The organism is Novosphingobium silvae, from assembly GCF_009856825.1.
In the GTDB taxonomy this organism is placed as follows: domain Bacteria; phylum Pseudomonadota; class Alphaproteobacteria; order Sphingomonadales; family Sphingomonadaceae; genus Novosphingobium; species Novosphingobium silvae.
In genome coordinates, this window is sequence record NZ_WVTD01000008.1 from 60,630 (window position 1) to 85,079 (window position 24,450).

The 24,450-nt window shown below is 68.4% G+C and carries 20 protein-coding genes; 12 read left to right on the forward strand and 8 right to left on the reverse strand.

Going from position 1 to position 24,450, the window contains the following annotated elements; genetic code table 11:
- Nucleotides 1-129 precede the first annotated feature (129 nt).
- Entirely contained in the window at nt 130-1,053 is a 924-nt protein-coding gene (locus GR702_RS12035; protein WP_160986242.1) for a formylglycine-generating enzyme family protein, read from the forward strand.
- Between the two features lie 112 nt (nt 1,054-1,165).
- Here GR702_RS12035 and GR702_RS12040 read toward each other — a convergent pair whose 3' ends face one another.
- Nucleotides 1,166-2,392 carry a BON domain-containing protein gene (locus tag GR702_RS12040; RefSeq protein WP_160986140.1) on the reverse strand — a complete coding sequence of 409 codons (1,227 nt, stop codon included), beginning with the start codon at nt 2,390-2,392 and terminating at the stop codon, nt 1,166-1,168.
- A gap of 220 nt (nt 2,393-2,612) precedes the next feature.
- Here GR702_RS12040 and GR702_RS12045 point away from each other — a divergent pair, with 220 nt between their 5' ends.
- A complete protein-coding gene (locus GR702_RS12045) occupies nt 2,613-3,857 on the forward strand; it encodes a GGDEF domain-containing protein (RefSeq protein WP_237449688.1) in 1,245 nt (414 codons plus the stop codon).
- A gap of 3 nt (nt 3,858-3,860) precedes the next feature.
- Here the strand turns inward: GR702_RS12045 and GR702_RS12050 are convergent, their stop codons facing one another.
- Nucleotides 3,861-4,208, reverse strand: a complete 348-nt coding sequence (locus tag GR702_RS12050; protein WP_160986141.1) for a hypothetical protein — start codon at nt 4,206-4,208, stop codon at nt 3,861-3,863.
- Nucleotides 4,209-4,345: 137 nt separating this feature from the next.
- Between GR702_RS12050 and GR702_RS12055 the strand changes: the two genes are divergently transcribed.
- Together GR702_RS12055 and GR702_RS12060 are read left to right on the forward strand one after the other, a co-directional pair.
- Entirely contained in the window at nt 4,346-7,990 is a 3,645-nt protein-coding gene (locus GR702_RS12055) for a PAS domain S-box protein (protein WP_160986142.1), read from the forward strand.
- Nucleotides 7,991-8,069: 79 nt separating this feature from the next.
- Nucleotides 8,070-8,453 carry a response regulator gene (locus GR702_RS12060; RefSeq protein ID WP_160986143.1) on the forward strand — a complete coding sequence of 128 codons (384 nt, stop codon included), beginning with the start codon at nt 8,070-8,072 and terminating at the stop codon, nt 8,451-8,453.
- A 14-nt stretch (nt 8,454-8,467) separates the two neighbouring features.
- On the opposite strand, the gene GR702_RS12065 is transcribed toward GR702_RS12060, so the two are convergent.
- Entirely contained in the window at nt 8,468-9,295 is an 828-nt protein-coding gene (locus GR702_RS12065; RefSeq protein ID WP_160986144.1) for an energy transducer TonB, read from the reverse strand.
- A gap of 142 nt (nt 9,296-9,437) precedes the next feature.
- On the opposite strand from GR702_RS12065, the gene GR702_RS12070 reads away from it, so the two are divergent.
- The 7 genes from GR702_RS12070 (at nt 9,438) to GR702_RS12100 (ending at nt 17,188) form a co-directional block, all read left to right on the forward strand.
- Nucleotides 9,438-10,178: a PepSY-associated TM helix domain-containing protein gene (locus GR702_RS12070; protein WP_272916670.1), complete on the forward strand. Its 741-nt coding sequence runs from the start codon at nt 9,438-9,440 to the stop codon at nt 10,176-10,178.
- Between the two features lie 14 nt (nt 10,179-10,192).
- On the forward strand, nt 10,193-10,681 hold the full coding sequence (locus GR702_RS12075; protein ID WP_160986146.1) for a DUF2271 domain-containing protein: 489 nt from the start codon (nt 10,193-10,195) through the stop codon (nt 10,679-10,681).
- 40 nt (nt 10,682-10,721) lie between these two features.
- A complete protein-coding gene (locus tag GR702_RS12080; RefSeq protein ID WP_160986147.1) occupies nt 10,722-11,672 on the forward strand; it encodes a DUF4198 domain-containing protein in 951 nt (316 codons plus the stop codon).
- Nucleotides 11,673-11,700: 28 nt separating this feature from the next.
- Nucleotides 11,701-12,672, forward strand: coding sequence for an FAD:protein FMN transferase (locus tag GR702_RS12085; RefSeq protein WP_237449689.1), 972 nt, complete (start codon nt 11,701-11,703; stop codon nt 12,670-12,672).
- Nucleotides 12,673-12,834: 162 nt separating this feature from the next.
- Nucleotides 12,835-15,264: a TonB-dependent receptor gene (locus GR702_RS12090; protein WP_160986148.1), complete on the forward strand. Its 2,430-nt coding sequence runs from the start codon at nt 12,835-12,837 to the stop codon at nt 15,262-15,264.
- A 113-nt stretch (nt 15,265-15,377) separates the two neighbouring features.
- The gene (locus GR702_RS12095; RefSeq protein WP_160986149.1) at nt 15,378-16,058 is read left to right on the forward strand and encodes a Fe2+-dependent dioxygenase; all 681 of its coding nucleotides are present in this window, start codon (nt 15,378-15,380) and stop codon (nt 16,056-16,058) included.
- Nucleotides 16,055-17,188: an alpha-hydroxy acid oxidase gene (locus GR702_RS12100; RefSeq protein ID WP_160986150.1), complete on the forward strand. Its 1,134-nt coding sequence runs from the start codon at nt 16,055-16,057 to the stop codon at nt 17,186-17,188. The genes GR702_RS12095 and GR702_RS12100 overlap by 4 nt, the downstream gene beginning before the upstream one ends.
- Before the next feature lie 47 nt (nt 17,189-17,235).
- On the opposite strand, the gene GR702_RS12105 is transcribed toward GR702_RS12100, so the two are convergent.
- From GR702_RS12105 to GR702_RS12115, 3 genes are all read right to left on the reverse strand, one after another.
- The gene (locus GR702_RS12105) at nt 17,236-19,620 is read right to left on the reverse strand and encodes a hypothetical protein (RefSeq protein WP_160986151.1); all 2,385 of its coding nucleotides are present in this window, start codon (nt 19,618-19,620) and stop codon (nt 17,236-17,238) included.
- A 122-nt stretch (nt 19,621-19,742) separates the two neighbouring features.
- Entirely contained in the window at nt 19,743-20,657 is a 915-nt protein-coding gene (locus GR702_RS12110; RefSeq protein ID WP_160986152.1) for an NAD(P)H-hydrate dehydratase, read from the reverse strand.
- Nucleotides 20,650-21,435: a histidine phosphatase family protein gene (locus GR702_RS12115; RefSeq protein ID WP_160986153.1), complete on the reverse strand. Its 786-nt coding sequence runs from the start codon at nt 21,433-21,435 to the stop codon at nt 20,650-20,652. Before GR702_RS12115 ends, GR702_RS12110 begins: the two co-directional genes overlap by 8 nt.
- A 160-nt stretch (nt 21,436-21,595) precedes the next feature.
- Here GR702_RS12115 and GR702_RS12120 point away from each other — a divergent pair, with 160 nt between their 5' ends.
- Nucleotides 21,596-22,015, forward strand: a complete 420-nt coding sequence (locus tag GR702_RS12120) for a hypothetical protein (RefSeq protein ID WP_160986154.1) — start codon at nt 21,596-21,598, stop codon at nt 22,013-22,015.
- Between the two features lie 30 nt (nt 22,016-22,045).
- Here the strand turns inward: GR702_RS12120 and GR702_RS12125 are convergent, their stop codons facing one another.
- Nucleotides 22,046-23,218: a glycosyltransferase family 4 protein gene (locus GR702_RS12125; protein WP_160986155.1), complete on the reverse strand. Its 1,173-nt coding sequence runs from the start codon at nt 23,216-23,218 to the stop codon at nt 22,046-22,048.
- Complete coding sequence (locus tag GR702_RS12130; protein WP_419880298.1) at nt 23,211-24,446, reverse strand: glycosyl transferase; 1,236 nt, start codon at nt 24,444-24,446, stop codon at nt 23,211-23,213. Before GR702_RS12130 ends, GR702_RS12125 begins: the two co-directional genes overlap by 8 nt.
- Nucleotides 24,447-24,450: the final 4 nt, after the last annotated feature.

The following is a 24,450-nucleotide window of genomic DNA, read 5'->3' on the forward strand; positions in this document are numbered from 1 at the left end:
AGGCGCGATTGCAAGTGCCCTGCCGCGCGCAGTAAGTAGAGGGCAAATAGGGGACAGGAAAGCTCTTATCGCATGGACAGCATCGACATCGCACCCGTCGATCCCCAGCCTTCCCGCCTGCGCGAAGGCATGGTGGCGATCCCCGCCGGCACCTTCACGATGGGCTCGGACCGCTTCTACCCCGAGGAAGCGCCCACCCGCCGGGTCTTCGTCGATGCTTTCCTGATCGATCGCGCGCCGGTGACCAACCGGGAGTTCGCCGCCTTCGTCGAGGCCACCGGCTACACCACTCTAGCCGAGATCGCGCCCGATCCCAAAGACTACCCCGGGATGTCGCCCGAGATGGGCCGCGCCGGATCGCTCGTCTTCCGCAAGACCGCGTCGCCGGTCGACACCAGCAATGTGGCGAACTGGTGGCAGTTCACTTTCGGCGCGGACTGGAAGCATCCGCTGGGGCCGGACGAAGATGTCGAGAGCCTTGGCCTCTGGGATCACCCGGTGGTGCAGGTCGCCTATGCCGATGCGCAGGCCTATGCCGAATGGGCCGGAAAGGACCTGCCGACCGAGGCCGAGTTCGAGTATGCCGCACGCGGCGGGCTGGACGGCGCGGACTATGCCTGGGGCGACGAACTGGCGCCCGGCGGCGCGATGATGGCGAACTACTGGCAGGGGCTGTTTCCCTTCGCCAACCAGTTGCTCGACGGGTGGGAGCGTACTTCTCCGGTCGGCACGTTCCCCGCCAACGGCTATGGCCTCGTCGATATGATCGGCAACACCTGGGAATGGACGCAGGACTGGTGGAGCGACCGGCCCGAGCTTCCGCGCGGCTCAGGTTCGTGCTGCAAGCTTGAAAATCCGCGCGGCGCCCGGCTGAGGGACAGCTACGACCCCGCGCAGCCGCGGATCAGGATCGGCCGCAAGGTCATCAAGGGCGGCTCGCACCTATGCGCGGCGAACTACTGCCAACGCTACCGCCCCGCCGCGCGCCATCCCGAAGCGATCGACACGTCCACCTCGCATATCGGCTTCCGCTGCGTCGTGCGGAAGGGGTGACCGGCGGCCCTTTGCGGTGCAGGCGGGCGGGGCCTGATGCGAAAAGGCCTAACGAAAAGGGGAGCCGTGAGGCTCCCCTTCCCGAGGAAACGAATGTGGTCGATGCGACGGCTCAGCCGCCGGTCACGCCCTTGGTGTCGCTCGTTCCGGTGCTGCTGGCGCTAGTGCCGCCAGAGCCCGAAGCGCTCGTGCTCGTCCCGCCGATCGACGATGAGCCCGTCTGCGAGGAGCCCGTCGACGAGGCACCGGTGGAGCTTCCGCTCGTCGCCGTGTGCGAGTAGCCGGGCGTGCTGGTGCCTGCGGTCAGCCCCTCGGATCGCGAGCCCGTGCCGGAGAGGCCGGTGCTTGAGAGGCCGGTGCTGGAGAGGCGCAGGTTGTTCTGCACATGGCGCACGCCGCTCACGTCATCGGCAAGGTCTTCGGCGCGGCGCTTGGCCAGGCGGTTGTCGACCGTGCCTTCGAGAGTGACTTCGCCATCCTTCACCTGAACGCGCACGTGGCTGGCATCGAGGCGCGAATCGTGGGTGAGGACATCGTTCACGTCCTCGCGGATGCGTTCGTCCGAGCGGGTGTAGTCGGACGGGCCGCGCCCGCGATGGTCGGCCTCGCGGCGGCGGGCGGCGTCCTCGTCACCGAACCAGCTGGCAACCTCGTCTCCTGCGCGCTGCAGGAAGCCGCGGCGTTCGCCATAGTCGCGCCAGGCGGAATCGTCGTCATGATCGCGCCCGCTCGACCAGCTTCCCGGGCCGTAGCTCGGACGGTAGCTGTTGCTGGGGCTCATGCCGCCGGAGAGGCCGGAACGTTCGTTGCGCGAGAAGTCGCGGCCGCCGAACTCCTCGCTGGTGAAGTTGCCATAGCGGTTGCCGCCGCTGGCGTCGTAGTCGTGCGGGTGATAGTCGCTAGAATGCTCGCCCGAGAAGCGATAGCCCCGGTCGGCAGCGCGCCCACGACCCTGGTGGGCGTCATAGCCGCCTTCGCTGCCACGGAAGCGTCCGCGCCCGTAGCCGCCGCTCTCACCATAGCTGGACCCGTAGCTGGAGCCTTGGCTCGCGCCATAGCTGCCACGATCGCGGTGGCTGCGCTCGCCCCCGCCCCAGCTTTCGCCGCGCTGGCGATCCGAAGACTCGTCGCGCGGATCGCCTACATAGCGGCCTTCCAGCGAACGGCTCTGGCGGGAATAGTCGCTCCGCCCGCTGTCTTCGGTATCCCAGTCCGAGCCTTGCTGCCGACCGGCATCTGCCTGCCACTGGTTGGCCTGCCGGGGCGAATCCCACGAGCTGTCGTCGCTGCGATACCCGCCAGCCTGGCGGCTGTGTGCATTGGGGTCACGTCGGTTCATGGATGCTCTCCTTCGGTCTCTCTTGAATGGCGGACCGGCCGGCGCGAAACATCGCTCCGCGCCCTTTGCCGAAACGCTACGACCATGAAACGCGCCGGGCCCGTGGTTCGATCCACTGTCCAACCCGCCCGCCATGGCATCCACCGCAACCGACGCCGGATTGCCGGCGCCACCCGAAATGCACCTTTTGTTTAGGATAATACCGTAGGCATCCGCGCAAATGAGCGGGGTTCGGGAAATCATGGCGGTAGACGCGCAGACAATGCTGCTGATGACGAACGGCATCGCCCTCGTCGCGGCGGCCTTCCTGTTCATGGAGTGGCGCGCGCTGCGCGAGGCGTTCCTGCTCAGCTTCGCGCTGGGCTTCTCCTCGATCGTCATCGGCTCCTCGCTTTCGACGATGCGGCAGGAAGGCTCGTTCGTCGTTGGGGTCTGGATCGCCAACTCGATGGTGCCGCTTGCGCACCTTGCCTTCCTGCACGGAGCCGCCGCTTTCGCGGGCCGCCGGATTGCGCCTGCCTGGTTCCTCGTGCCGGTCGCCAGCTGCCTCGCCATGGGCCTTTCCCTGATGGACGAGGCAGGGACCCTGCGCGACCAGCTGATGTCGCTGTTCAACGCGGGTGCGGTGGCGGTGCTTTCGCTGAAGGCGGCGAGCGTCCTGCCACGCACCAGCGGAACCGGCGCATCGGAGACGCGCATGCTGGCGGGGACATTCCTGATCCACGGCAGTTTCTATACGGTGAAGACGCTGTGCGCCTTTGCGCCAGGAGCCTTCGTCGATCTTTCCAGCTATGCCGGGACGATGATCGTCGTCTCGCTGTTCGAGGGCGCTCTGGTCGCCGTGGCGCTGGCCATGTCCATCGCGGCGGCATTGCGCCGGCGGCGCGAGGGCCATGTCATTCGCCTGGCCGAAAGCGACCCGCTGACCGGCCTCTACAACCGTCGGGGCTTCGAGAACCGCGTCCAGACCCTGGCCGAGGGCGGCACCCACGGGCGCGGCGCGCTGCTGCTGATCGACATCGACCACTTCAAGGCGGTGAACGACCGCTTCGGCCATCAGGAGGGCGACCGCCTGCTGGTCTCTCTCGCGGAGTATCTCCAACTGCGGTGCCCCGGCTCGGCTATAGTCGGACGGCTGGGAGGCGACGAGTTCGCCGTTCTCCTTCCCGGCTTCGACGAGGCTTCCGCTCTCGATCTCGCGCAGGCCCTGTGCCGGAGCTTCGGGGGCAACGAAACTTCGGGGAGGGACACACCGGGCACGCTCAGCATCGGCTGCGCCGCGGTGGAGTTCCCCGCGGCCGACCTTCCGGCCGCATACCTTCGCGCCGACCGCAACCTCTACGATGCCAAGAGCAAGGGCCGGGGTCGGGCCAGCATCGGGGCCAACCTTGGCCCCAGCCCCGTTCAGCCGCCCGTCTACGCGCCGTTCACGCCCCGCGCGCTTTCGCGGGTCGCCAACGGCTGACGGTCAGGCGTCCGACGCTTTCGCGCGCACATCCTCGGATGGCTCACCGGCCGCCTTCGGGGGCTCGGCTTCCTCGTTGCGCCAGCGGTCGGCCTCGGTCGCGGGCTGGCCCGTGACATTGCGCTGGTCGCGCGGTTCGTACTCGCCGCGACCTTCGCGCGCGTCTTCCTGTTCCCGCCACGACTTGCCCGGATCGCCGGCAGTGCCGGTAACCTTGCGCGAATCCTGGGGCTCGTATTCTCCGCCGCCCGGCATGGCTTCCATCTCCTTCGTATGCGTCGCCCGCGAACGCGCGCCGCTCCACCCCTGCTCTACGCATGCCGTGCCCGCCCGGTTTCCGTGGAAGGCCATGGCGTTGTTCCACGGCGACGAACGGTCTGCAATCGATCTGCACTTGACCCGGAACCCTTCGGCGGGCGATGTGTTCAGCCGTGCACAGGATGGCGCGGGGGCTGCGCGACGCGTGCGCAAAGGGATGCAGTGGGGCAATGACGCGCAAGATTGAGGACGGCGCGGGGTTCATGGGGCTCGAAGGCGAGCTTTCCCGCCGCATCGCTGCGCATGACTGGGCTTCCACTCCGATCGGGCCGATCGAAGACTGGCCCGTCAGCCTGCGCAATACCGTGGGCATGATGCTTCCCTCGCCCGTGCCGCTGGTGCTGTTGTGGGGGCCCGAAGGGGTCATGCTCTACAACGACGCCTACGCCCGGTTCGCCGGTGCGCGCGATGGCCGCCTGCTCGGCTCCAACGTTCGCGACGGCTGGGACGAAGTCGCAGAGTTCAACGACAACGTGATGCGGGTGGGCCTTGCCGGCAAGACCCTGAGCTACCGCGACCACATGCTCACTCTCCACCGCGACGGCAGGCCCGAGCGGGTGTGGATGAACCTCGACTATTCCCCCGTTCCGGGCGACGATGGCCAGCCCGCCGGCGTCCTCGCGATCGTGGTGGAAACCACCGAGGCGCATCTCGCCGCCGAGGCCCTGCAGGAGCGCGAGGCGCGGCTGCGCTTCCTGGACGACCTGAGCCGCATGGTCGCGGACTGCCGGGGCGCGGACCAGATCCTGGCGATCACCACTCGCCTCACCGCCCAGCACCTGGGCATCAGCAACTGCGCCTATGCCGACATGGACGCGGACGGCGAAGGCTTCACCATCCGCGGCAACTGGCACGCGCCGGGCTCTCCCTCTATCCTGGGGCACTACCAGCTTGCCGACTTCGGCGAGCGGGCCGTACGCGAGCTTTCCGCCGGTCGCCCGCTCATCATCAACGACAACCGCGCGGAACTCGCGCCGCACGAGGCACAGACTTTCCAGAACATCGGCCTTGCCGCAACGATCTGCATGCCGCTGGTGAAGCAGGGCCACCTGACCGCGCTGATGGCCATCCACGACAGCAAACCTCACGTCTGGAGCGCCTACGAACTCGGCGTCATCCAGGAGGTGACGGAGCGGTCCTGGGCGCACATCCAGCGCGTCGGCGCCGAGGGGCTTCTGCGCGAGCGGGAGGAGTACAACCGCCAGATCCTCGACGGCGCGATCGACTACGGCATCGTCGCCACCGATCTCGACGGGCGCATCACACTCTGGAACACGGGCGCCGCCGCGATGCTGGGCTGGACGGAGCCCGAGATGCTGGGCCGGCCCATCGACGTCTTCTTCACGCCCGAGGACCGCGCGGTCGGCCGCCCCGCGGCCAAGCGGCGCGAGGCGCTGGAGACCGGGCGCGCCCACGATGCGCGCTGGCACCTTCGCAAATCGGGCGAGCGCTTCTGGGGCCTGAGCGAGATGAGCCCGCTGCACGACGGCGCGGGGGCGGTGATCGGCTTCGTCAAGCTCATGCGCGACCGCACTCACGAGCACGAGGCGCAGACCGCGCTCAGGCTCAGCGAGGACCAGCTGCGCCGCGCACAGGTGGCGGGCGGCGTGGGCCTGTTCTCCATCGACGTGCGGACCAATACCATCACCGGCACCGACGAGTTCTGCCGCATCTTCGGCGTGGAACAGGGCGGCGCGATGGAGCCCGAGATATTCGAGCGGCTCGTGGTGCCCGAAGACCGCGAGCTGATTTCCACCTCGGGACGCCGCCACGACGCCGCAGCCGTGCTCGACGTGGAATACCGCATCCACCGCGCCGACACGGGCGAACAGCGGGTGATCTCGCGCAAGGCCGATTTCGAGCTTGGGCCCGACGGCGCCCCGCTGCGCATGGTAGGCGTGGTGCAGGACATCACCGAGCGTCGCCGCACCCAGCTCGCGCTGGAAACCAGCGAGGCGCAGTTCAGCGCGCTCGCCCAGAACATGCCGACGCAGGTCTGGACGGCGCAGGCGGACGGGCGGCTCGACTGGTTCAACGACCGCGTCTACGCCTACTCGGGCGAGCCGCGCGGCAGTCTGGACGGCGATGGCTGGGCGCGGCTGATCCACCCTGACGAGCGCGAAACCGTGCTGGATCGCTGGGCTAGGGCGGTCGCGAGCGGCGAAATCTTCGATACCGAGATGCGCCTGCGCGATGCCAAAGGGGACTGGCGCTGGCATCTCACCCGCGCGCTGCCGCTGGCGGACGCGCGCGGCGCGATCACCGCCTGGGTCGGCACCAACACCGAGATCGAGGCACAGAAACAGCTCGAGGCAGCTTACGCGCAGGACCGCGACCGGCTCTGGTCGATCAGCCGCGATCTCATGCTGGTCTGCGATTTCACCGGGCTCATCACCGCCGTCAATCCCTCCGCCGAGCGGCTGCTGGGCTGGCATGAGGGCGAGATGCTCGGCCGCCGAATCGCCACTTTCGTCCATCCAGACGACCGCGAAGCGACCGCCTCGGAAGTGAGCAAGCTCTCCGCCGGAGAGCGCACCATCGCTTTCGAGAACCGTTACCGCGCGAAGGACGGCGACTATCGGCTCATCGCCTGGACCGCGGTGCCGGACGGGCGCCGCATCCATGCCGTGGGCCGCGACATCACGGACCAGCGCGCCATCGAGGAAGCGCTGCGCCAAAGCCAGAAGATGGAGGCGGTGGGCCAGCTGACCGGCGGCATCGCGCACGACTTCAACAACCTGCTCCAGGGTATCACCGGCAGCCTCGACATCATGCACCGCCGCCTGGCGAACGGGCGCACGCAGGACCTCGACCGCTGGCTGGCAGGCGCACGTACCTCGGCCGAACGCGCGGCGGCGCTGACGCACCGGCTTCTCGCCTTTTCGCGCCGCCAGCCGCTCGATCCTCGCCCGGTCCAGACGAACCCCCTTATCGCCTCGATGGAGGACATGCTCCGCCGCACCCTGGGGGAGAACATCGAACTCGATTTCGTCCTCGCCAACGGCCTGTGGCAGACCCGCTGCGATCCCAACCAGCTTGAAAGCGCGATCCTCAACCTCGTCATCAACGCGCGCGACGCGATGCCTTCTGGCGGCCGCCTGACGATCGAGACCTGCAATGCCCACCTTGAAGGCCACGATGCGGGCCTCCAGCGCGACGTGACGCCCGGGCAGTACATCTGCCTCTCCATCACCGACACCGGCGTTGGCATGGACCGGGAAACGGCCGCCCGCGCGTTCGAGCCGTTCTTCACCACCAAGCCGATCGGCCAGGGCACGGGTCTTGGCCTTTCGATGATCTACGGCTTCGCGCGCCAGTCGGAAGGCTACACGCGCATCCAGTCCGAGGAAGGCGAAGGCACCACGATCAAGCTCTATCTTCCCCGCCACCACGGCGCGGAGCGGGTGGAGGAGGAGAACGTGGTGCAGGAAACCCCGCCTGCCGCGCGCGATGGCGAAGTGGTGCTGGTGGTGGAGGATGAACCGGTCGTGCGCGGCCTCATCCTCGAAGTGCTGGACGAACTGGGATATACCGCGATCGAGGCGGCGGACGGGCCCTCGGGCCTCTCCGTGCTGCAATCGGAACGGCACATCGACCTGCTCGTCACCGACATCGGCCTGCCCGGGCTGAACGGCCGGCAGGTAGCCGAGGCCGCACGCGCCCTGCGCCCGGACCTCAAGGTGCTGTTCATGACCGGCTATGCCGAAAGCGCCGCCATGGCATCGGGCTTCCTGGAACCGGGAATGGCGATGGTGACGAAGCCTTTCGCCATGGACGTGCTGGCAAGTCGCATCCGCGAGATCATCGGCGGCTGAATGGCCTTGCCCCTGCGCCTTCGCTTTGCCAATAAGCCCCCACGGCATCGCACTGCCGCGCGCGCACGAGGCCTATCGAATGTCTGACCAACCAGCTGATCTCAACGGCCTTCGTGTCCTCGTGGTGGAGGACGAGTTCCTAGTCTCGATGCTGCTGGAGGAAATGCTGGCGGACCTCGGCTGCTCGGTGGTGGGCCCTTACGCCACTCTCCCGGCCGCGCTGGAGGGTGCAAGCACCGCCTCCTACGACGTCGCCGTGATCGATCTCAACCTTGGCGGCGAGAAGGCGGACCCGGTCATCGCCGAAGTTGCCGGCCGCTCCATCCCCCACGCCATCGCCAGCGGCGGCTACGATGCTGCCAGCGGCCACAAGCCCACGGTGCTGCTGGACAAGCCCTATAGCTCGGCCCAGCTCGAACAGGCGATGCGCACCTTGCGGGCCGCTCTCGACCAGAAGGTCTGAGGCTTTCGGCGCACTCAGGCCGCGTTGACCAGCACGAAGGGTATCGTCACATAGCCGCGCACGGCGGTGGCGATGCCCCCGTTCATCGTCGGCGACCAGCGCCAGCGGCGCACCGCCTGCAGCGCCGCACGGTCTAGCCGCTGGCTGCCGCTGCTCGCGGCGACCTTGATGTCGCTCACCCTGCCGTCCGTACCCACCAGCACGAGCAGCTTGACCGTCCCCTGCTCGCGCGCGCGACGGGCGTCGGTGGGGTAGGCGGGCGGCTTGGCGAACAGCACCTTGCTGGACAGGTCGCCGCCGTCCTGGGTGGTGGCTGCCGGCGGGGAGACGGCCGGCGCTGCGGCGGAAGCGGTGCCCTGGCTGGGCGCGCTGGGCGGAGGAGCTGCGGGCGGCGGCGCATCGACAGCCACTTGCACCGGACCTTGCGAAGGCACCTCGATCATCGGTCGGGGAACCACGGTGGGCGAGGGAGCGGCGGGCTGCGTTTCCAGCCGCGTCGGTTCGGGCGGAGGAGGAGGCGGGGTCACGTCAAGCTCGCTCACCTCGATCGTCGTCAGGCGCGAACGCTCCTTGTGCTTGGCGACGATGTTGAGTGTCGCCATCGCAGCCACGATACCCAGGATCGCGCCCGCGGAGGCGATAAGCGCCACCGGCCGCGCCCCGCCGGACGCACGGTAACACCCGCGCTCGTGGAAATGGGATGTGGCAGCGACAGGCTCGGACAAGGTCCGGGCAAGGATGGCACCTTCACGGTCCGCCGGGTGCCCTGAAGCGGCGCCGGCAGCGCCTGCGGCAGGAACGCCGGTCCAGTCATCCGCAGTGGAAGCCGCGAGTGTCGCCAATTGTAATCTCCTGCCAACCACTATTGCGAGTGATTTGCATATACACTAAGCACCGGCTCGTCCAGAGGGCAGGCGGCTTCGGCTCGCCACGCACGGATACCCCCCGCGCCGCCCTCCCCCGGTTCAGCGAAGGATGCGATACTTGGAAGCCGCCGATGCTCTTGCCGACACCGCCTCGCGTGGCTCGCACGACCGTCGCCCCGCCGGAGACGGCGGGCACGGCGCGCCGCAGCCTGCGCGCACCCGCCCGGCGGCACCGCCGAAGCGCAAGAACAAGAAGGCCCGGGCCATCTGGCTCAAGCAGCTGCACACCTGGCACTGGGTGAGCGCGGCGATCTCGCTGGCGGCCATGTTCCTGTTCTCCGTGACGGGCATCACGCTCAACCACGCGGCATCGATCGCGGCCGAACCGGTCGTGACCAGGAGCGAGGGGCGGCTCCCGGCCGATCTTCTCGCCGCCCTGCCCGCTCCCGGCGACGCCACGGTTCCTCTTCCGGCCGAGGTCGCCAGCGCCGTCGCGAAGGCCGTTCCACTCGACCCGGCGGGGCGGGCGGCGGACTGGACGGGCGATGATGAGGTCTATGTCGCGATGCCGGGACCGGGCCGCGACGCCTGGGTCAGCATCGACCGCGCGACAGGTGCGGTCTCGGCCGAGGTGACCGATCGCGGCTGGATTTCCTACCTCAACGATCTGCACAAGGGGCGGAACACCGGCGACGCGTGGTTCTGGTTCATCGACCTGTTCGCGGTAGCCTGCGTGGTCTTTACGCTGACCGGCCTGCTGCTGCTTCAGCTCCACGCGAAGCACCGGCCGATGACATGGCCGCTGGTGCTGCTCAGCCTCATCGCGCCGGTGCTGCTGGCGATCCTTTTCATCCACTGACGAGAAAGCCCGTGATGACATCATCGAAGATCCTGCCCGCGATGCCGCTGCTGGCCGCCGGACTTGTCGCAACGCCCGCTCTGGCGGCCTCGGTGACGATCACCATCCCGCAGGTGAAGGTGGCGGAATACCACCGACCTTACGTGGCAGGCTGGCTGGAGCCGGTTGGCGGCGGCAGCGCGCGCACCGTCTTCGTGTGGTACGACGTCAAGAAGGGCGGCCGCGAACCTGGCACCAAGTGGCTGGCGGACCTGCGCAGCTGGTGGCGCAAGGGAGGCAACACCATGAAGCTTCCGGCGAACGGCGTGAGCGGCGCAACCCGCGCGCCCGGCAGCTACACCGTGCCGATCCCCGCCAACCTGCCCGCCGGACAATACGTCTTCAAGGTCGAGGCCGCGCGCGAGACCGGCGGGCGCGAACTGGTGTCGGTGCCGTTCTCGGTCCCGGCGAAGGGCGGCTCGGCCTCGGGCAAGACCGAGCTTGGCACCATCACCATCCGCTGAACCGATCCTTTTCATCGAACCAGTCAACAGGGGAACTTCCATGCGCTTTCGTACTGTCCTGATCGCCGCCGCCGCCGCATCCTCGGCGCTTGCCACTCCGGCGATGGCTCACCGCCAGTGGCTCCTGCCATCCACCACCACGCTTGCCGGCACGAGCGAATACGTGACCGTCGATGCCGCGGTTTCCAACGACCTGTTCTATCCCGACCACGTCGCCCTGGACCCGGCGGCGGTCAAGGTCTGGGCGCCTGACGGCAGCGAAGGCAAGGTCGAGAACCCGTCGAAGGGGCGCTATCGCGGCACCTTCGACGTCGCGATCGACAAGCCGGGCACCTGGAAGATCGGCATGGAGCGCTCGATGATCGGCGGCACCTTCAAGCTGAACGGCGAGCAGTGGCGCGTGGGCGGCCGCCGTCCGCCGATGGCGCCCGGTGCCGCACGGCCTAGCGGCGCGGCTCCCGCTGGCGCAGCTCCTGCCGGTGCGGCTCCTGCCCGCGCTCCCGGAGCGCCGGGTTCGGCGGGCGGTCAGGCAGGCGGCCAGCCGATGCGCATGGTCGCGAGCGTGGCCGAAATCCCTGCCGGCGCCACCGAGGTGAAGCTGACCGAATCGCTGTCCACCTACGCTATCTACGTCAGCGCCGATGCTCCGACCAAGGGCGTGCTGACTCCCACCGGCAAGGGGCTGGAGTTCGATCCCGTCACCCACCCCGATGCGCTCGTCTCGGACGAGGAGGCGCAGTTCCGCTTCCTGGTCGACGGCAAGCCGGCGGCGGGCGTGAAGGTGACGCTGGTGCCCGGCGGCAAGAAGTACCGCGAGGCCGAACATGCGCAGGAACTCACCACCGGTGCGGACGGCATGGTCCGCGTGAAGTGGCCCGTCGCAGGCATGTACTGGATGAGCGCCACGACCGAGGACGCCAAGCCGAGCGACAAGCGCGCCTCTGCCCGTCGCATGACCTTCGGCAGCACGCTCGAGGTCGTCGCGCCCTGAACCGGGCCTAGCGGCTGAAGTCCGACCCTTGCGTTTCGCCGTACCGCCTGCGATCGATCCCGCGTGCTTCGCCACCTGGCGACAGGACGCGGCGATCGTGCGGCTGGGCGGCGAAACCATGGGCACCAGCTGGAGCGTCAGCGTGGCAGCGCCGCCCGGCTTTGACCGGGGGGCGACCGCTGCCGCCATCGAAGCGCGGCTGGAACACATCCTCGGGCAGATGAGTCACTGGCGCGCCGATTCGCTCCTCGGCCGCTTCAACGCGGCGCCTGCGGGAGCATGGCTCTCCCTTCCTGCGGACTTCGCCCGGGTCATGGATGCCGCGTTCGACGTGGCGGAGCGCTCCGCCGGAGCGTTCGACCCGGCAGTCGGCGTGCTGGTCGACATCTGGGGGCATGGCCCGGTGAAAGTCGCCCGCCCGCCCGGTCCCGAAGAAATCGCGCAGGCGCTTTCGGTGTCGGGTTACGGCCGCCTCCTCCACGAACACGAGCCTGCGCGGCTTCGACAGCCCGGAGGGCTGCGGCTCGACCTTTCCGGCATCGCCAAGGGCTTCGCGGTGGATGCGCTGGCGCTGCTGCTGCGCGAAAGGGGCTGCGACCATGCCCTCGTCGAGATCGGAGGGGAGCTTGTCGGCATGGGGCTGAGGCCGGACGGCGATCCCTGGTGGGTGGAGGTCGAGACGCCGGCCTGCGAGCCCGAACTCTTGCGGATCGCGCTGCACCAGCTCGCCGTTGCGACCTCGGGCGACTATGTGCGCGGGCGCCATACGATCGATCCGCGCAGCGGCTTGCCGGTGGAGCATGCCGTTTCGGTCAGCGTCATCCACCCTTCCGCCATGCTAGCCGATGCGTGGGCGACGGCGCTGGGCGTTCACGCGCCCCTTGCCGCACAGAACCTCGCCTGCCGCGAGAAGCTCGCCGTCCGCCTTCTCACCCGCACGGGCGACGAGCTGGAAGAATGGCTGTCCCCCGCCCTTGAAGCGATGATCGAAGACGATTGACGAAGGGTCGGGCGCGCCCGCGTCCATTCACCAGCCGCCGATACACACTGACGTGTATTCAGAACTGAATAACGACAAGAACAATTTTGAAAACGACGCTTGCTAATGAGAGTGACTCTCAATATCAGCCCTCGCGTCAAGTGCGACACATGAGGGGAAAACATGTCACTCAAGCCTTCCAAGGCGGCCGCGCGCCGCACCTTCCTGGCGCTGTCCTGCATCGCTCCGGCCTTTGCGCCGGCCGCTGCTCACGCGCAGCAGGCCGAGACGGAGCGCAGCCTCGGCGGCGTCACGGTTTCGGACACCGCGATCACCGAAGAACCCGGCCGTGTTCTGGAATCGCCCAAGCGCACCCGCCCTGTCCGCGACACGCCCCAGACGATCACCGTGCTCAGCAACGAGGTGATCGAGCAGCAGAACCTCCTCACCCTGCGTGACGTGCTTTCGACCGTGCCGGGCATCACTTTCGGCGCCGGTGAAGGCGGCACGGGCCCCGGCGACAACATCACGTTCCGCGGCTACAGCGCCAGCAACGACATCACCGTCGACGGCGTACGCGACAGTGCGCAGATCACCCGCACCGACTCCTACAACCTCGAGCAGGTCGAAGTTACCAACGGTGCAAACTCGGTGATCTCGGGCGCCGGTTCGGTCGGCGGCAACATCAACATCGTGACCAAGCGCCCGAAGGCGGAGGACGCCTATGTCGCCACCGCAGGCATCGGCACCGACGAATACTACCGCGCCACCGTGGACCTCAACAAGCGCGTCGCCGACGTGGTCGCCTTCCGCCTGAACGCGATGTGGCACCGCAACGACGTGCCCGGCCGCGACGTCGAGGACTACAGGCGCTGGGGCGTGGCGCCCTCGCTCACCGTGGGCATCGACGGGCCGACCCGCCTGACGCTGCAGTACAACCACCAGGAGGACAACAACATCCCGCAGTACGGCGTGCCGTACTATCTGGGCGGCGGCGTCCCCGGCGTCGATCGCAGCGACTACTTCGGCTATCGCAACTTCGACAAGCAGCGCATCAACGTCGACCAGCTGACCGCGATCTTCGAGCACGAGTTCAGCGACTTCGTCTCCGTCCGCAATCTTGCGCGCTGGCAGGATTCGCGCCAGCTGACGCAGGTCAGCCCGCCGCAGGGCACCTACTGCCTGGAGAGCGGCCTCACCCCGACGGGCGCTGCGTGCACCGTGAACGTGGGCGCTGCCGGCACCGTGCTGCTGCCCGCAGGCTATTACCTGATCGGCGGTCCGCGCGGCAACACGCGCGACACGCGCAACCAGCTCATGTTCGACCAGCTCGACATCAAGGCCGTGTTCAACACAGGCGCCATCGAGCACACCATCGACGTCGGCGGCGCGGTGACCTGGGAAAAGTACGACCTCTACACCGGCAACTCGCTTCGCGGGGCTGACGGTTCCGTGCCCTACTCACGCTATCCGCTGGTCAACATCGCCAACCCGAACGAGGTCGTCACCGGCCCGGCGAGCCCGTACTTCACGTATGGCAGCAACGTCTACGTGGGCCCGGTGAACTTCATCCGCGCGGGCCACACCATCGGCGAGCAGACCAACGTCGCTGGCTACCTGTTCGACACCATGAAGCTGGGCAAGTTCGAACTGAGCGCAGGCGCCCGCCTCGAGCGCAACGTGGGCACCAACCGCGCCGACACGATCTGCACGACCGTGGGCGGTTGCACCGTCGCGGGCGTGGCCGTGCCGCTGGGGCAGGTCACGATCGCCGGAGCGGAAGCCCGCAACGCCGACACGCTGTTCTCCTACCGCGTCGGCCTCAACTACAAGCCGGTGGAAGCGGTGAGCATCTACGCTGCCTACGGCAACTCGCGCACACCGTCGAAGAACTCGGTCAACGGCTCGTGCACGGCGGAGACGCCCGGCGTCACCAACGCCACCTGCAACATCAACCCGGAATCGGCCAAGAACTACGAGATCGGCGTCAAGGGCGAGCTGTTCGACGGCGGCCTGCTGCTGACGGCCGCGGCCTTCCGCAACGAGCGCGACAAGTACGCGGTCGTCTCGGGCGATCCGACCGTGCCCAACCAGCAGCTCGACGGCAAGTCGCGCGTGGACGGCATCGCGCTCGGCGCGTCCGGCGCGATCACGCCGAACTGGACGATCACGGCGAACTATACCTACCTCGACGCCGAGCTTCTGCAGTCGGTCTCGGACAGGTGCCTCGCCAATCCGGGTTCGGGCAGCTGCTCCAACACGCCCGCCAACCCGAACCCGGGCGCAGGCCAGTACCTGACGCAGACGCCCAAGCACTCGGGCAGCCTGTTCACCACCTACCGCCTGCCCTTCGGCCTGACGGTGGGCTACGGCTTCACGTACCAGGGCAGCTTCCTGCTTTCGGCGGCGACGCCTACGGCATCGGCGATCCGTTCGGACGACTTCCTCATCCACCAGGGCTACCTGGCCTATGAGATCTCGCCCAACTTCTCGGCGCAGCTGAACGTCAAGAACATCGGCGACAAGCTGTACTACACTCGCATCCGCAACAACGGCTGGGCCACTCCGGGCGACGCCCGCTCGGCCGTGCTGACGCTGATCGGGAAGATCTGAACCGTCCCGTCCCAACCGGGGACCCGGCGACGCGCTACCGAGTGCGCGCCGCCGGGTTTTCCCGTTGACCCCGATCATTGCCAGCCCGTGCATCCTGGGCGAAGAAGCTTCCCATGGTCATCGAAATTCCCGGACTGTTCGACGCCGCCGAAGTGCGCGAGATGCGAGACGCGCTGGAAAGAGCCGACTGGGCGGACGGGCGCGCCACTGCCGGGCACCGCGCCGCGCGGGTCAAGGAGAACGAACAGCTTCCCCTCGACCATCCCCTGGCAAGGCAACTGGCCGACCGCGTGCTCGACAGGCTGGGAAAGACGCCGCTGTTCATCGCCGCCGCGCTTCCCGCCAAAGTTCTGCAGCCGCGCTTCTCGCGCTACGACGGGAGCGGCCACTACGGCAACCACGTCGACAATGCGATCTTCCCCATTCCGGGCACCGGCGAGCATCTGCGCTCGGACGTTTCCGGCACGCTCTTCCTCAGCGATCCCGATGAGTACGAGGGCGGTGAGCTGGTGATCGAGGACATGTTCGGCACCCACACCGCCAGGCTTCCGGCGGGGAGCCTCATCGTCTACCCCGGCTCCAGCCTGCACCGTGTCGAGCCGGTGACGCGCGGGACGCGTTTCGTCTCGTTCTTCTGGACGCAGAGCTTCATCGCCTCGCCCGAGCGGCGGCGACTGATGTTTGAGCTGGACGGTGCGATCCAGTCCGTCGCCGCCGATCATCCGGAGCATTCCTCGGTCGATACGCTGACGCAGGTCTACCACAACCTGCTGCGCCAGTGGTCCGCCACATGAGCGACGGGCAGGCCGCCGCGCCTCTCCCGCCGCTGGCCGAGATCCCCGCAGACCTGCGCAGCCTGGCCGATTACGAGCGCCGTGCCGCCGCTCACATGGCGCCCGAGGTCTGGCGTCATGTGCAGGAAGGGGCCGGACGCGAGATCACGCTTCGCGAGAACCGCGCGGCCTTCGATCGCATCGGGCTCCTGCCGCGCGCCATGGCCGACCTTTCCGGGACCACGCGCATCGAACTGCTCGGCCGCTCGCACGCGGCGCCGATCATGCTAGGACCCATCGCCTACCAGCGCCTTGCCAATCCCGACGGCGAACTGGCCACGGCGCGCGCGGCCACGGCGCTCGATACCGGTATGGTGGCCAGCACGCTTTCAAGCGTCCGGCTGGAAGACATCGCCGCATGCGCCCGCCTTCTCGCCGCCGAATTCGCGCGCCCCGCGCCGCCGCTATGGTTCCAGCTCTACCTCCAGCAGGAACGCGGGCACAGCCTCGAACTGGTTCGCCGCGCCGAGGAAGCGGGCTACGAAGCGATCGTCCTGACCATCGATGCCGGTCTGAAACCCTCGGGCATCGTCCTGCCCGACGGGGTGGAGGCGGTGAACCTTGCCGGCATGCCGCGCCCCCGGCAGACATCGACACCGGGCGGTGCGATCCTTCTGGGAACGCCCCTTGCCGCCGCAGCACCGGGATGGGAAGACCTTGCGTGGCTGCGCGCCGCCACTCGCCTGCCGATCCTCGTCAAGGGCATGGTGCTGGCGGACGACGCGCGCCGGGCGGTGGAGGAAGGCGTGGATGGTCTCATCGTCTCCAACCATGGCGGCCGTGTGCTCGATGGCCTGCCGAGCCCCGTGGAGCTGATCCAGTCGGTGGCCGAGGCGACCGGAGGGGCCGTGCCCCTGCTGCTCGACGGCGGTGTGAGGCAGGGGACCGACGTGGTGAAGGCCCTGGCGCTTGGCGCACGCGCAGTGCTGGTCGGCCGCCCGCAGATGCACGCCCTCGCGGTTGCCGGGATGGCGGGCGCGGCGCACATGATCCATCTTTTGCGCACTGAACTGGAAGCGGCCATGGCGCAGCTTGGATGTCCCAAGGTCGAGATGCTCACGCCCGACCGGCTGGTCTCGCTGGCAGGCTGAGCGCGGCTAGGCTGAGCGCGAGCTCTGCGCCCGCAAGCGCGCTTCGGTCAGCCCACCGGCACTCGCACGATGGCTGACGGGGCGTCGCGAAGGCGCAGGTGCAGCATGCCCCCGGCAGGCCGGGAAACCTGCAGGCTGGCGCCCGTGTAGCCCGAAGGCACCGTCGCCGCTTTGGCGAACCCCGGGTCGGCCCCGATCGCATCGACGAGGAACAGGCCGCTTCCCTTCACCACGCACTGCTCGCTCTCGCACGTCACCGCCTCGATCCGGGGCAGCCGGGCCAGAGTGGCAAGCGGCTGCCAGTCTCCCGCCACGCCGCCGCTGACGAGCCGGAACCTGAGCGGCCCGAACGTGCCGGGGGGAAGGTCTGCGCCCCTGAAGCGCGCCACCAGCACCTCAGCGCTTTCCAGCATCAAGCCCCTCCCTGCCGAAAGCCGGACCGCAGCCTCCGTGTCCAGCGGCGCGATCTCGATCACGTCAGCTGCCGCCAGCTTCGTGCTAGCGCCCGCCTTTACAGAGAACACCAGTTCGCCGGTGTCCGGCAACAGATCGCCCGCGCTGCCGATGTCCACCGCTATCGCTCCTTTGGCAGGAGGCGCGGGGTTCACCGTCCGGCTGAGAAGCGCAGCTGCGGGCCGCGGCGGGGCGATGCGCACGGCCGCGGAAAGGCTGCGGCCACCTTCCAGCTTCACCGTCGCCTGTGCTCCCGACCCTTGCAGCGGAGCACGACCGCCGCCTTGCGCCAGCAGCCGCAGGCGATCGACCGAACCTTCAAGCGTGAGCCGGTCGGGGCGGAACTCCACCTCGCCCAGCGTCACCGAACGCACCTGATCGAGCCGCTGGCCGGTAAGCTGCGCCTCGCTGTCACCGGCATGGACATCGATGCCATCGATCCGGCTCGCTTCGGCGCGCGCCTTCAGCACCACCGCACTGGCCTGCCCGACGCCCCGGGTGCGAACCTCGATCCGGACCTCGCCCGGACGGGTGCGCTCCAGCGGCAGGGTCACGGCAAGGCGATGCCCTCCCTCGGCGCTCCACTTCAGAGGGACGGGCCCTGCATCCCCCTGCCGCAGCAGCACTTCCTCGACGCAGGCCGGGGCCGATCCTTCCAGCACGACCTGGCTTTCGCGCCCGACCACGACACCATCGCCGCCGGAAACCGCCCACCCACTCGCATCGGGGCGTTGCAGTTCGAAGTCCGGCCCGTCGAACGCCGCAAAGCCCCATTTGCCATGCAGGTGCGCGCGGATAGGGCCGGTGAAAGCGGCCGGAAGGCTGTCCGTCGCGACGAGGTAGCCGCCCTTGTCCGCGCGCGGGGTCGCTGCCACTTCCAGCACCTGACCCGAAGCGGACGTGAGGCGCGCCTGCACTTCGTGCGCAAACCCGGTCGAGAAGACCAGCGGCGCGCCTTCCACCGGCAGCAGCGCGCCCGCAGGCCCGGCGCAGGAAGGCCCCTTGGCGGTGCTGGGCAGCTGCGGCGGGATGTCCGCCTCCACCGCGGGCATCGCCACGACCATCACCGACTTGGGCTTCTGAAACGAAGGGGCGCTGTTCAGCAGCAGTTCCATGGCCGCGTTCCGGCGCACGGTGAGCGTGGGCAGGTAGTTGAATTGGGGGTTGTTGAACGCGCCGAAGATGCGGGCGATGTCGCGCGCCACGCCGATATAGGCGCTGTAGTAGCCCGCCCCGCCCTCGCGCGTGGCGCTGAGCTGCAGGGCAAGGTCCGTGGGCGTGCCGGTGAGCGTATCGGCGATCGAGCTGGAATGGACGTCGTTCAGGACCAGCGTTTCCCGGTTCTGCACGAGGCACGAAGCCTGCTGGTCGATCACCCTCGAAAGGCAGTCCTCCTGCAGCCTGATCGAGAGGCTTCGCGCCAGGACCGGGGCCATCGTGCGAAGGTACTCCGGCCCGGCATCGCCCTGCGCGCGGATCGCGGCCATGAACGCGACAAGCCGCGAATGGTCGAGCGATGCCTGGTTCAGGTCCTGGCTGGCGCGGACGAATTCGCCCGGCTTGCCGCGCACGGCATCGACCAGCACGCCTTCCGCGCCCCCTGTCTCGGGCACGAGCAGCAGCACCATCTGCCGCGCTCCCTTTGGCACCGTCAGCGTGAGGGCCCTGTCCTTTTCCTTCGATTTCCAGGTCTCGGCCGTATCGAGCCAGTCTTTGGGCGGAGGGTTCGTGGCACCGCGCAGGAAGGCGGAGACGAGCAGGAACTTCGCGCCCTGATCCTCGGCGAAGTTACCGTGGACGACGACCTTGTCACCCGCCGCAAGGCTGGGGACCCGCGCGATGGGCAGCGTGCGCTCTCCCCGCGTGACCTCGATCCTGAGCTCGGGACCGGTGAGTTCGAATGGCGCCGGGTCTGCGGATGCCGACGGGACGGCACAAGTCGCTCCCGCAAGCAGGGCGGCCGATGCGATGCGGGTCATGCGATGTCTGGTCGGATGGATCGACACGGAGCGATGGTTCCCCTGGGCCTCGTGGATGCAGGCAATCGGCATGCCCTTTGCCGTACATGGGCGAGGCTTACAACGCCGCTTGCCGGGCCCGCTCAATCTTCGCCTGCCGAGCGCATCGCCGGCGGAATGACGCTCAGCAGTTCCCGGGCGAGGAAACCCAGCGGACCGATCGCTTCCGCGCACCGCCGCCCCGCCTCGCCATGGAGCCAGACCGCCCAGAGCGCTGCCATCAGCGGATCGCAAGCTCGCGCCAGAAGCGCGCCCGCTATCCCGGCCAGCACATCGCCCGACCCGCCCGTGGCAAGGCCGACATTGCCGCCCTCGAACACGAACAATTCGCCTGTGGGGGCCGCGATCAGGCTCGATCCGCCCTTCAGGACGGTAACCGCGCCGTAACGCTGCGCCGCCTCGCGTACCGCGCCGGTGCGGTCTCCCGCGATCGCCTCCGCATCGCACTCGAGCAACGCCGCCATCTCGCCGACATGCGGCGTCAGGATCGCAGGCGTGCTCCGCCGGCGCAGCGCGTCGGCATGCGGGGCAAGACCCATGAGCGCTGCCGCATCCACCACGAGCCCGCCGCTCCACCGGGTGTCCTCCAGCATCGCGCCGACCAGCCGCGACGCCTGCTCCGCGCTCGCCATCGCCGGGCCGACCACCACGGCATCGCAGCGCGCAAGCTGCTCGCCCTCAATCCCATCCCCGGCCTCGATCTCCCCTTGAACATCGCAGGGCAGCGATAGAACCGCGACTTCGGGTATCGCAACGCCGAGAGCCAGCGCGGCGGGCTGGACCGTAGCGATCCGCACCTTGCCGGCTCCCGTACGCAAGGCCGCCTCGGCCGTCAGACGCACGCCGCCGGGGACCTGGACCGAACCGCCCACCACGAGGACGCGCCCGCGCGAGTTCTTGTCCACCTCGCCCTCTGGCTGCGGCAGGGGATTGGCGCGGATCCACGCCTGATCCAGCCGCGTCGCCTCCGGCGTGACGCCCGCGAAGGCGTCAGCCACGCGCGGCCACCATCTGGTCGGGGTCCCTGGTGGAGGGCGTTCCCTCGCGGTCCATCGGGGCGACCACGTTGTAGCGTTCCAGCGCCATGCGCCCGGCCTCCGGATCGAAGCGGTACTGTGTGACCGCGCAGTTCGCGACATCGCCCTCGGCGTCGATGGCGAGGATCTGGCGCTCGGTCATCTGTTCCAGCACATAGCGCATGCACAGGACCACCACCTGATGCGCGACGATCATCACCCGCTGGCCTGCATAATGCAGCGAAACCGTATCGAGCACGGCGCGCAGGCGGAAGATCACATCGACCCAGCTTTCCCCCCCGGGCGGGCGATGGTAGAACTTGCCGAGCAAGCGGCGGAACTCGGCCTGATCAGGCTGCATTTCCTGGATGCCCAGCGTGGTCAGCCCATCAAGCACGCCGAACTCCTTCTCGCGCAGCCGCTCGTCGATGCAGATGCCAAGATCCGCGCGGCAGCCGCCCGCCTCGCGGAACAGCTCGGTGGTCTCCACCGCCCGGGCATAAGGGCTGGAAAGCACCACCTCGGGGCGCTGCCCTTCCTCGCCTTGCGCGAACCAGTGGCCCAGCGCCCTGGCTTGCTCGCGCCCCAGCGCCGAGAGCGGCACATCGACATCGCGGTGATCCAGTGCGATGCGATGAAGGCCACCTTCATGCGCCTCGTCGCGCGCGACATTGCCGGCGCTCTGGCCATGTCGGATGAGCCATAGAACGCTCGGCCAACGCGAGGCGGAACGCAGCGGCGGTGTGTCGGTTCGGTCCATGCCTTGCTAAATCCGGCGATCGGCGATGAGGTTCCTGCGCGGCTCTTCCAACCGCCTGCTTGTTTGCGACCGCATGCCCGAGAGGTCCCACGAAAGGACAAGCGCCCTGTTGCGAGTCGTTCGCATCTGGCGTATGACTCAGGCTGAGGAGAACGCGACGATGATGCACAGCCCGATCACCCGGATGCCGCCTTCGGTTCGGCTCGTGGCGCCGATCCTGCTCCCCGCCCTCATCCCCGCCGTGGCCCGTCGCTGGCGATCGGCACGCGACAAGGGACTGTCCGCACAGGCCCGGCTGTACCGCCTCCTTGCCATCCGGCACTGGGAGATGATGGTGCCGACGTTCGACAGCCTGTTGAACCTGTTCGAAGGCGCTCTTCGCCGCCCCTTCGCCGCGGGAACGGGACCCAGCCTCACGCGCGACGAGGCGATGCTGGTCGCCTTGATGGATGGCAGCAGGGAAGTCGGCAGCTGCGTCGATTGCGCACAAGGGCCCGCCAGCGCGCTGGAGAGCGCCGTGCGGTCCACCCGCGTGATGATGAAGATCGTGATGAGCGCTCCGGTGGGCGCGCAACGCTGACCTTCCCTTCAAGCGAGCGAACCTACGGGACTATCCTGCGGCAGAAGCGGCAGGTCGGCCCTCCGGTACTGCTTCGTGTGGTGCGAGAAGACCGTCCGTGGCCAGCCGGCAGTGTCGGTCCCAGCTGAAGTTCTCCGCCGCGAACGCGCGTGCACTTGCGCCCATGCGCCGCCGCAGGTCTGCATCTGAGGCAAGCCGGGCAAGCGCCTGCGCGATGGCATCGGGCGAGTTCCCGTCCACCACCATCCCGTCGATCCCGTGGCGCACCAGTTCGCCCGGTCCGCCATCCCTGCCCACGATGCAGGGGATGCCCCGCGCCATGGCATCGGCAATCACGAGGCCGAAACCTTCGATCTCGGCTCCGCCCTCAAGGGCGACCTGCGGGTGCAGGAAGATGTCCGCCGTTCGATAGCGGGCTGCAAGCTCCTCGTCGCTGACATAGCCCGTCAGCTCGACCGGTGCCTTGCCCGGGGCGCCTTCGTGTCCGGCGTCATATTCCTCGACCAGGCGCCGAACGGCGTGCTCGTCCGGACCGCGCCCGATTACCGCATGGTGCAGGGGAATGCCCTCTGCGAAGCATTGCAGGCTGGCCTTCACAGCCGCGGGCACGTTCTTGCGCGGCACCAGCCGGCAGACGGTGATGACGCGCGCAACATCGCTGTCGATCCCGGCAGGCTGCTCCGGCACTTCGCTGCTGCCGTTCCAAGCGGTGATGCAGCGCCGGGCGACGGACGGCATTCGGGCAAGCATCAGCCCGCGCGTGGCCTCGCTGACGGCGACGATCCGCGCCGCACGCGAGAGTACTGCCCGCATCAGGCGATAGGCCGTGCCCGAGGGCCGCCCGATCTCCCGGCCATGGACCGTGACGAGAAGCGGGCGCGGAAACAGGAGCGCCGGCAAACCCGCACGCCAGGTGCACGCATGGATCACCTGCGGCCTTTCTCCCGCGCGCCATGCCCGCGCCATCGCCCGGCCGAGCCGCAGGTAGACCTGCAACTGCGATGCCGCGCCCACATCGACGAGCGTCACCGCGCCATCTTCCACCCGGCGTGGCCCGGCGGACGACTTCGCGAAGACCGTCACCCGCAGTCCCATACGCGCATAGGCTTGCGCCACTTCGGCGACATAGGTCTGCACCCCGCCCTCATCCGGCTTGTGGACCCGCGCAACGACCCAGATCAGGCCCGGTGCCTGTTCATTCATGCGCGAGGATCGGCTTCTTGGATGGGCGCTTTCGCACGAGAGGCGCGGGCGCGCTTGCTCTCGACGGCCGGTGCGACAGGAAGTCCGCCACGGCTTCCGCCGCGCGCACCGAGGCGGGAACGTCCTCGCGATCGAACGTCTCGGCGATGCCTTCCTGCTGGGCGGGAAGATAGCGATCGTGCGTGGCGATCGCGTCGGCCACCTTGTCGACGATGCCGTCCGCGCTCTGGTGGACGGGCCCGTAGTTCCAGTGGCGGTAATTGGGATCGCCCTGCCACTGCGCGCCATGGCTGTCGAGGAACAGGCAAGGGCGCGGCCGGACCACGAACTCGTAGACCTGGCTGCTGACGTCGCCGAGATAGACCGACGCGGCCTTGGCATACCGCATGTCCACGCTGGCCGCGCTGCCAAGGTCGATGTGGATATGGCCGTTGCCCGCGAACTCGGCCAGACGGCGCTCCATCGCCGCGCGCTTCCGGCGATTGTCGAAGAGCCTGACGTGCGGCGCGACGATCAGGTTGAAGCGGTCGTCCTGCGCGAACTGGCGGATGATGTCGATCCCCATGCTCGGCCACGACGACAGGCGCTTCGAAAAGTGCGGATTGTAGAGCACGATCGGCCTGTCCTGAGCGAAAAGGCGGTCGGGCAGCCGCCCTTCGGTAAGGTCGAACTTTCCGTATCCGACAACGGCATAGTGCCCTTCACGGATCAGGCCCTCGTCCAGCATGCGGCGACGCTGCTTCTCCCCGGCAAGCAGGACGAAGTCGAACTGGCGGATGCGCCTGTCGTAGCCGACCGCGCGATCTCCGGCGCCATGGCAGGTGTGGATGAAAGTGGTCCTGCGAAGCCCCGCATGGCGCAGCAACAGCGAGGTCCGCTCGGGCACCACGATCGCGTCATAACCGGCCAGAAGGCTCCGCGCTGCCGCAAGCGCGGGGAGCTTGGGCGGCGTGGCTCCGCCCGCAACCCGCGTAACGGCCGCAAGCACGGGACCGCCTGCCCGGATGAACCCGATGCGCACGGCGCCATGGCGATGCGCGATCTCACGCGCGAGAGCGAGGTGCTCGTCCGTCATTGCCACGATGTTCACGGCAAAGCGCTGGTCGCGCGAAAGCTCCACCGCCAGGGGCATGGCGTGGTAGACATGATGCAACTGCGCGTTGAAGAAGAAGCAGATCTTTTGCGTGTTGTGGCCCTCTGCCACCCGCTCTGTCCTGCGATGCAACACAGCC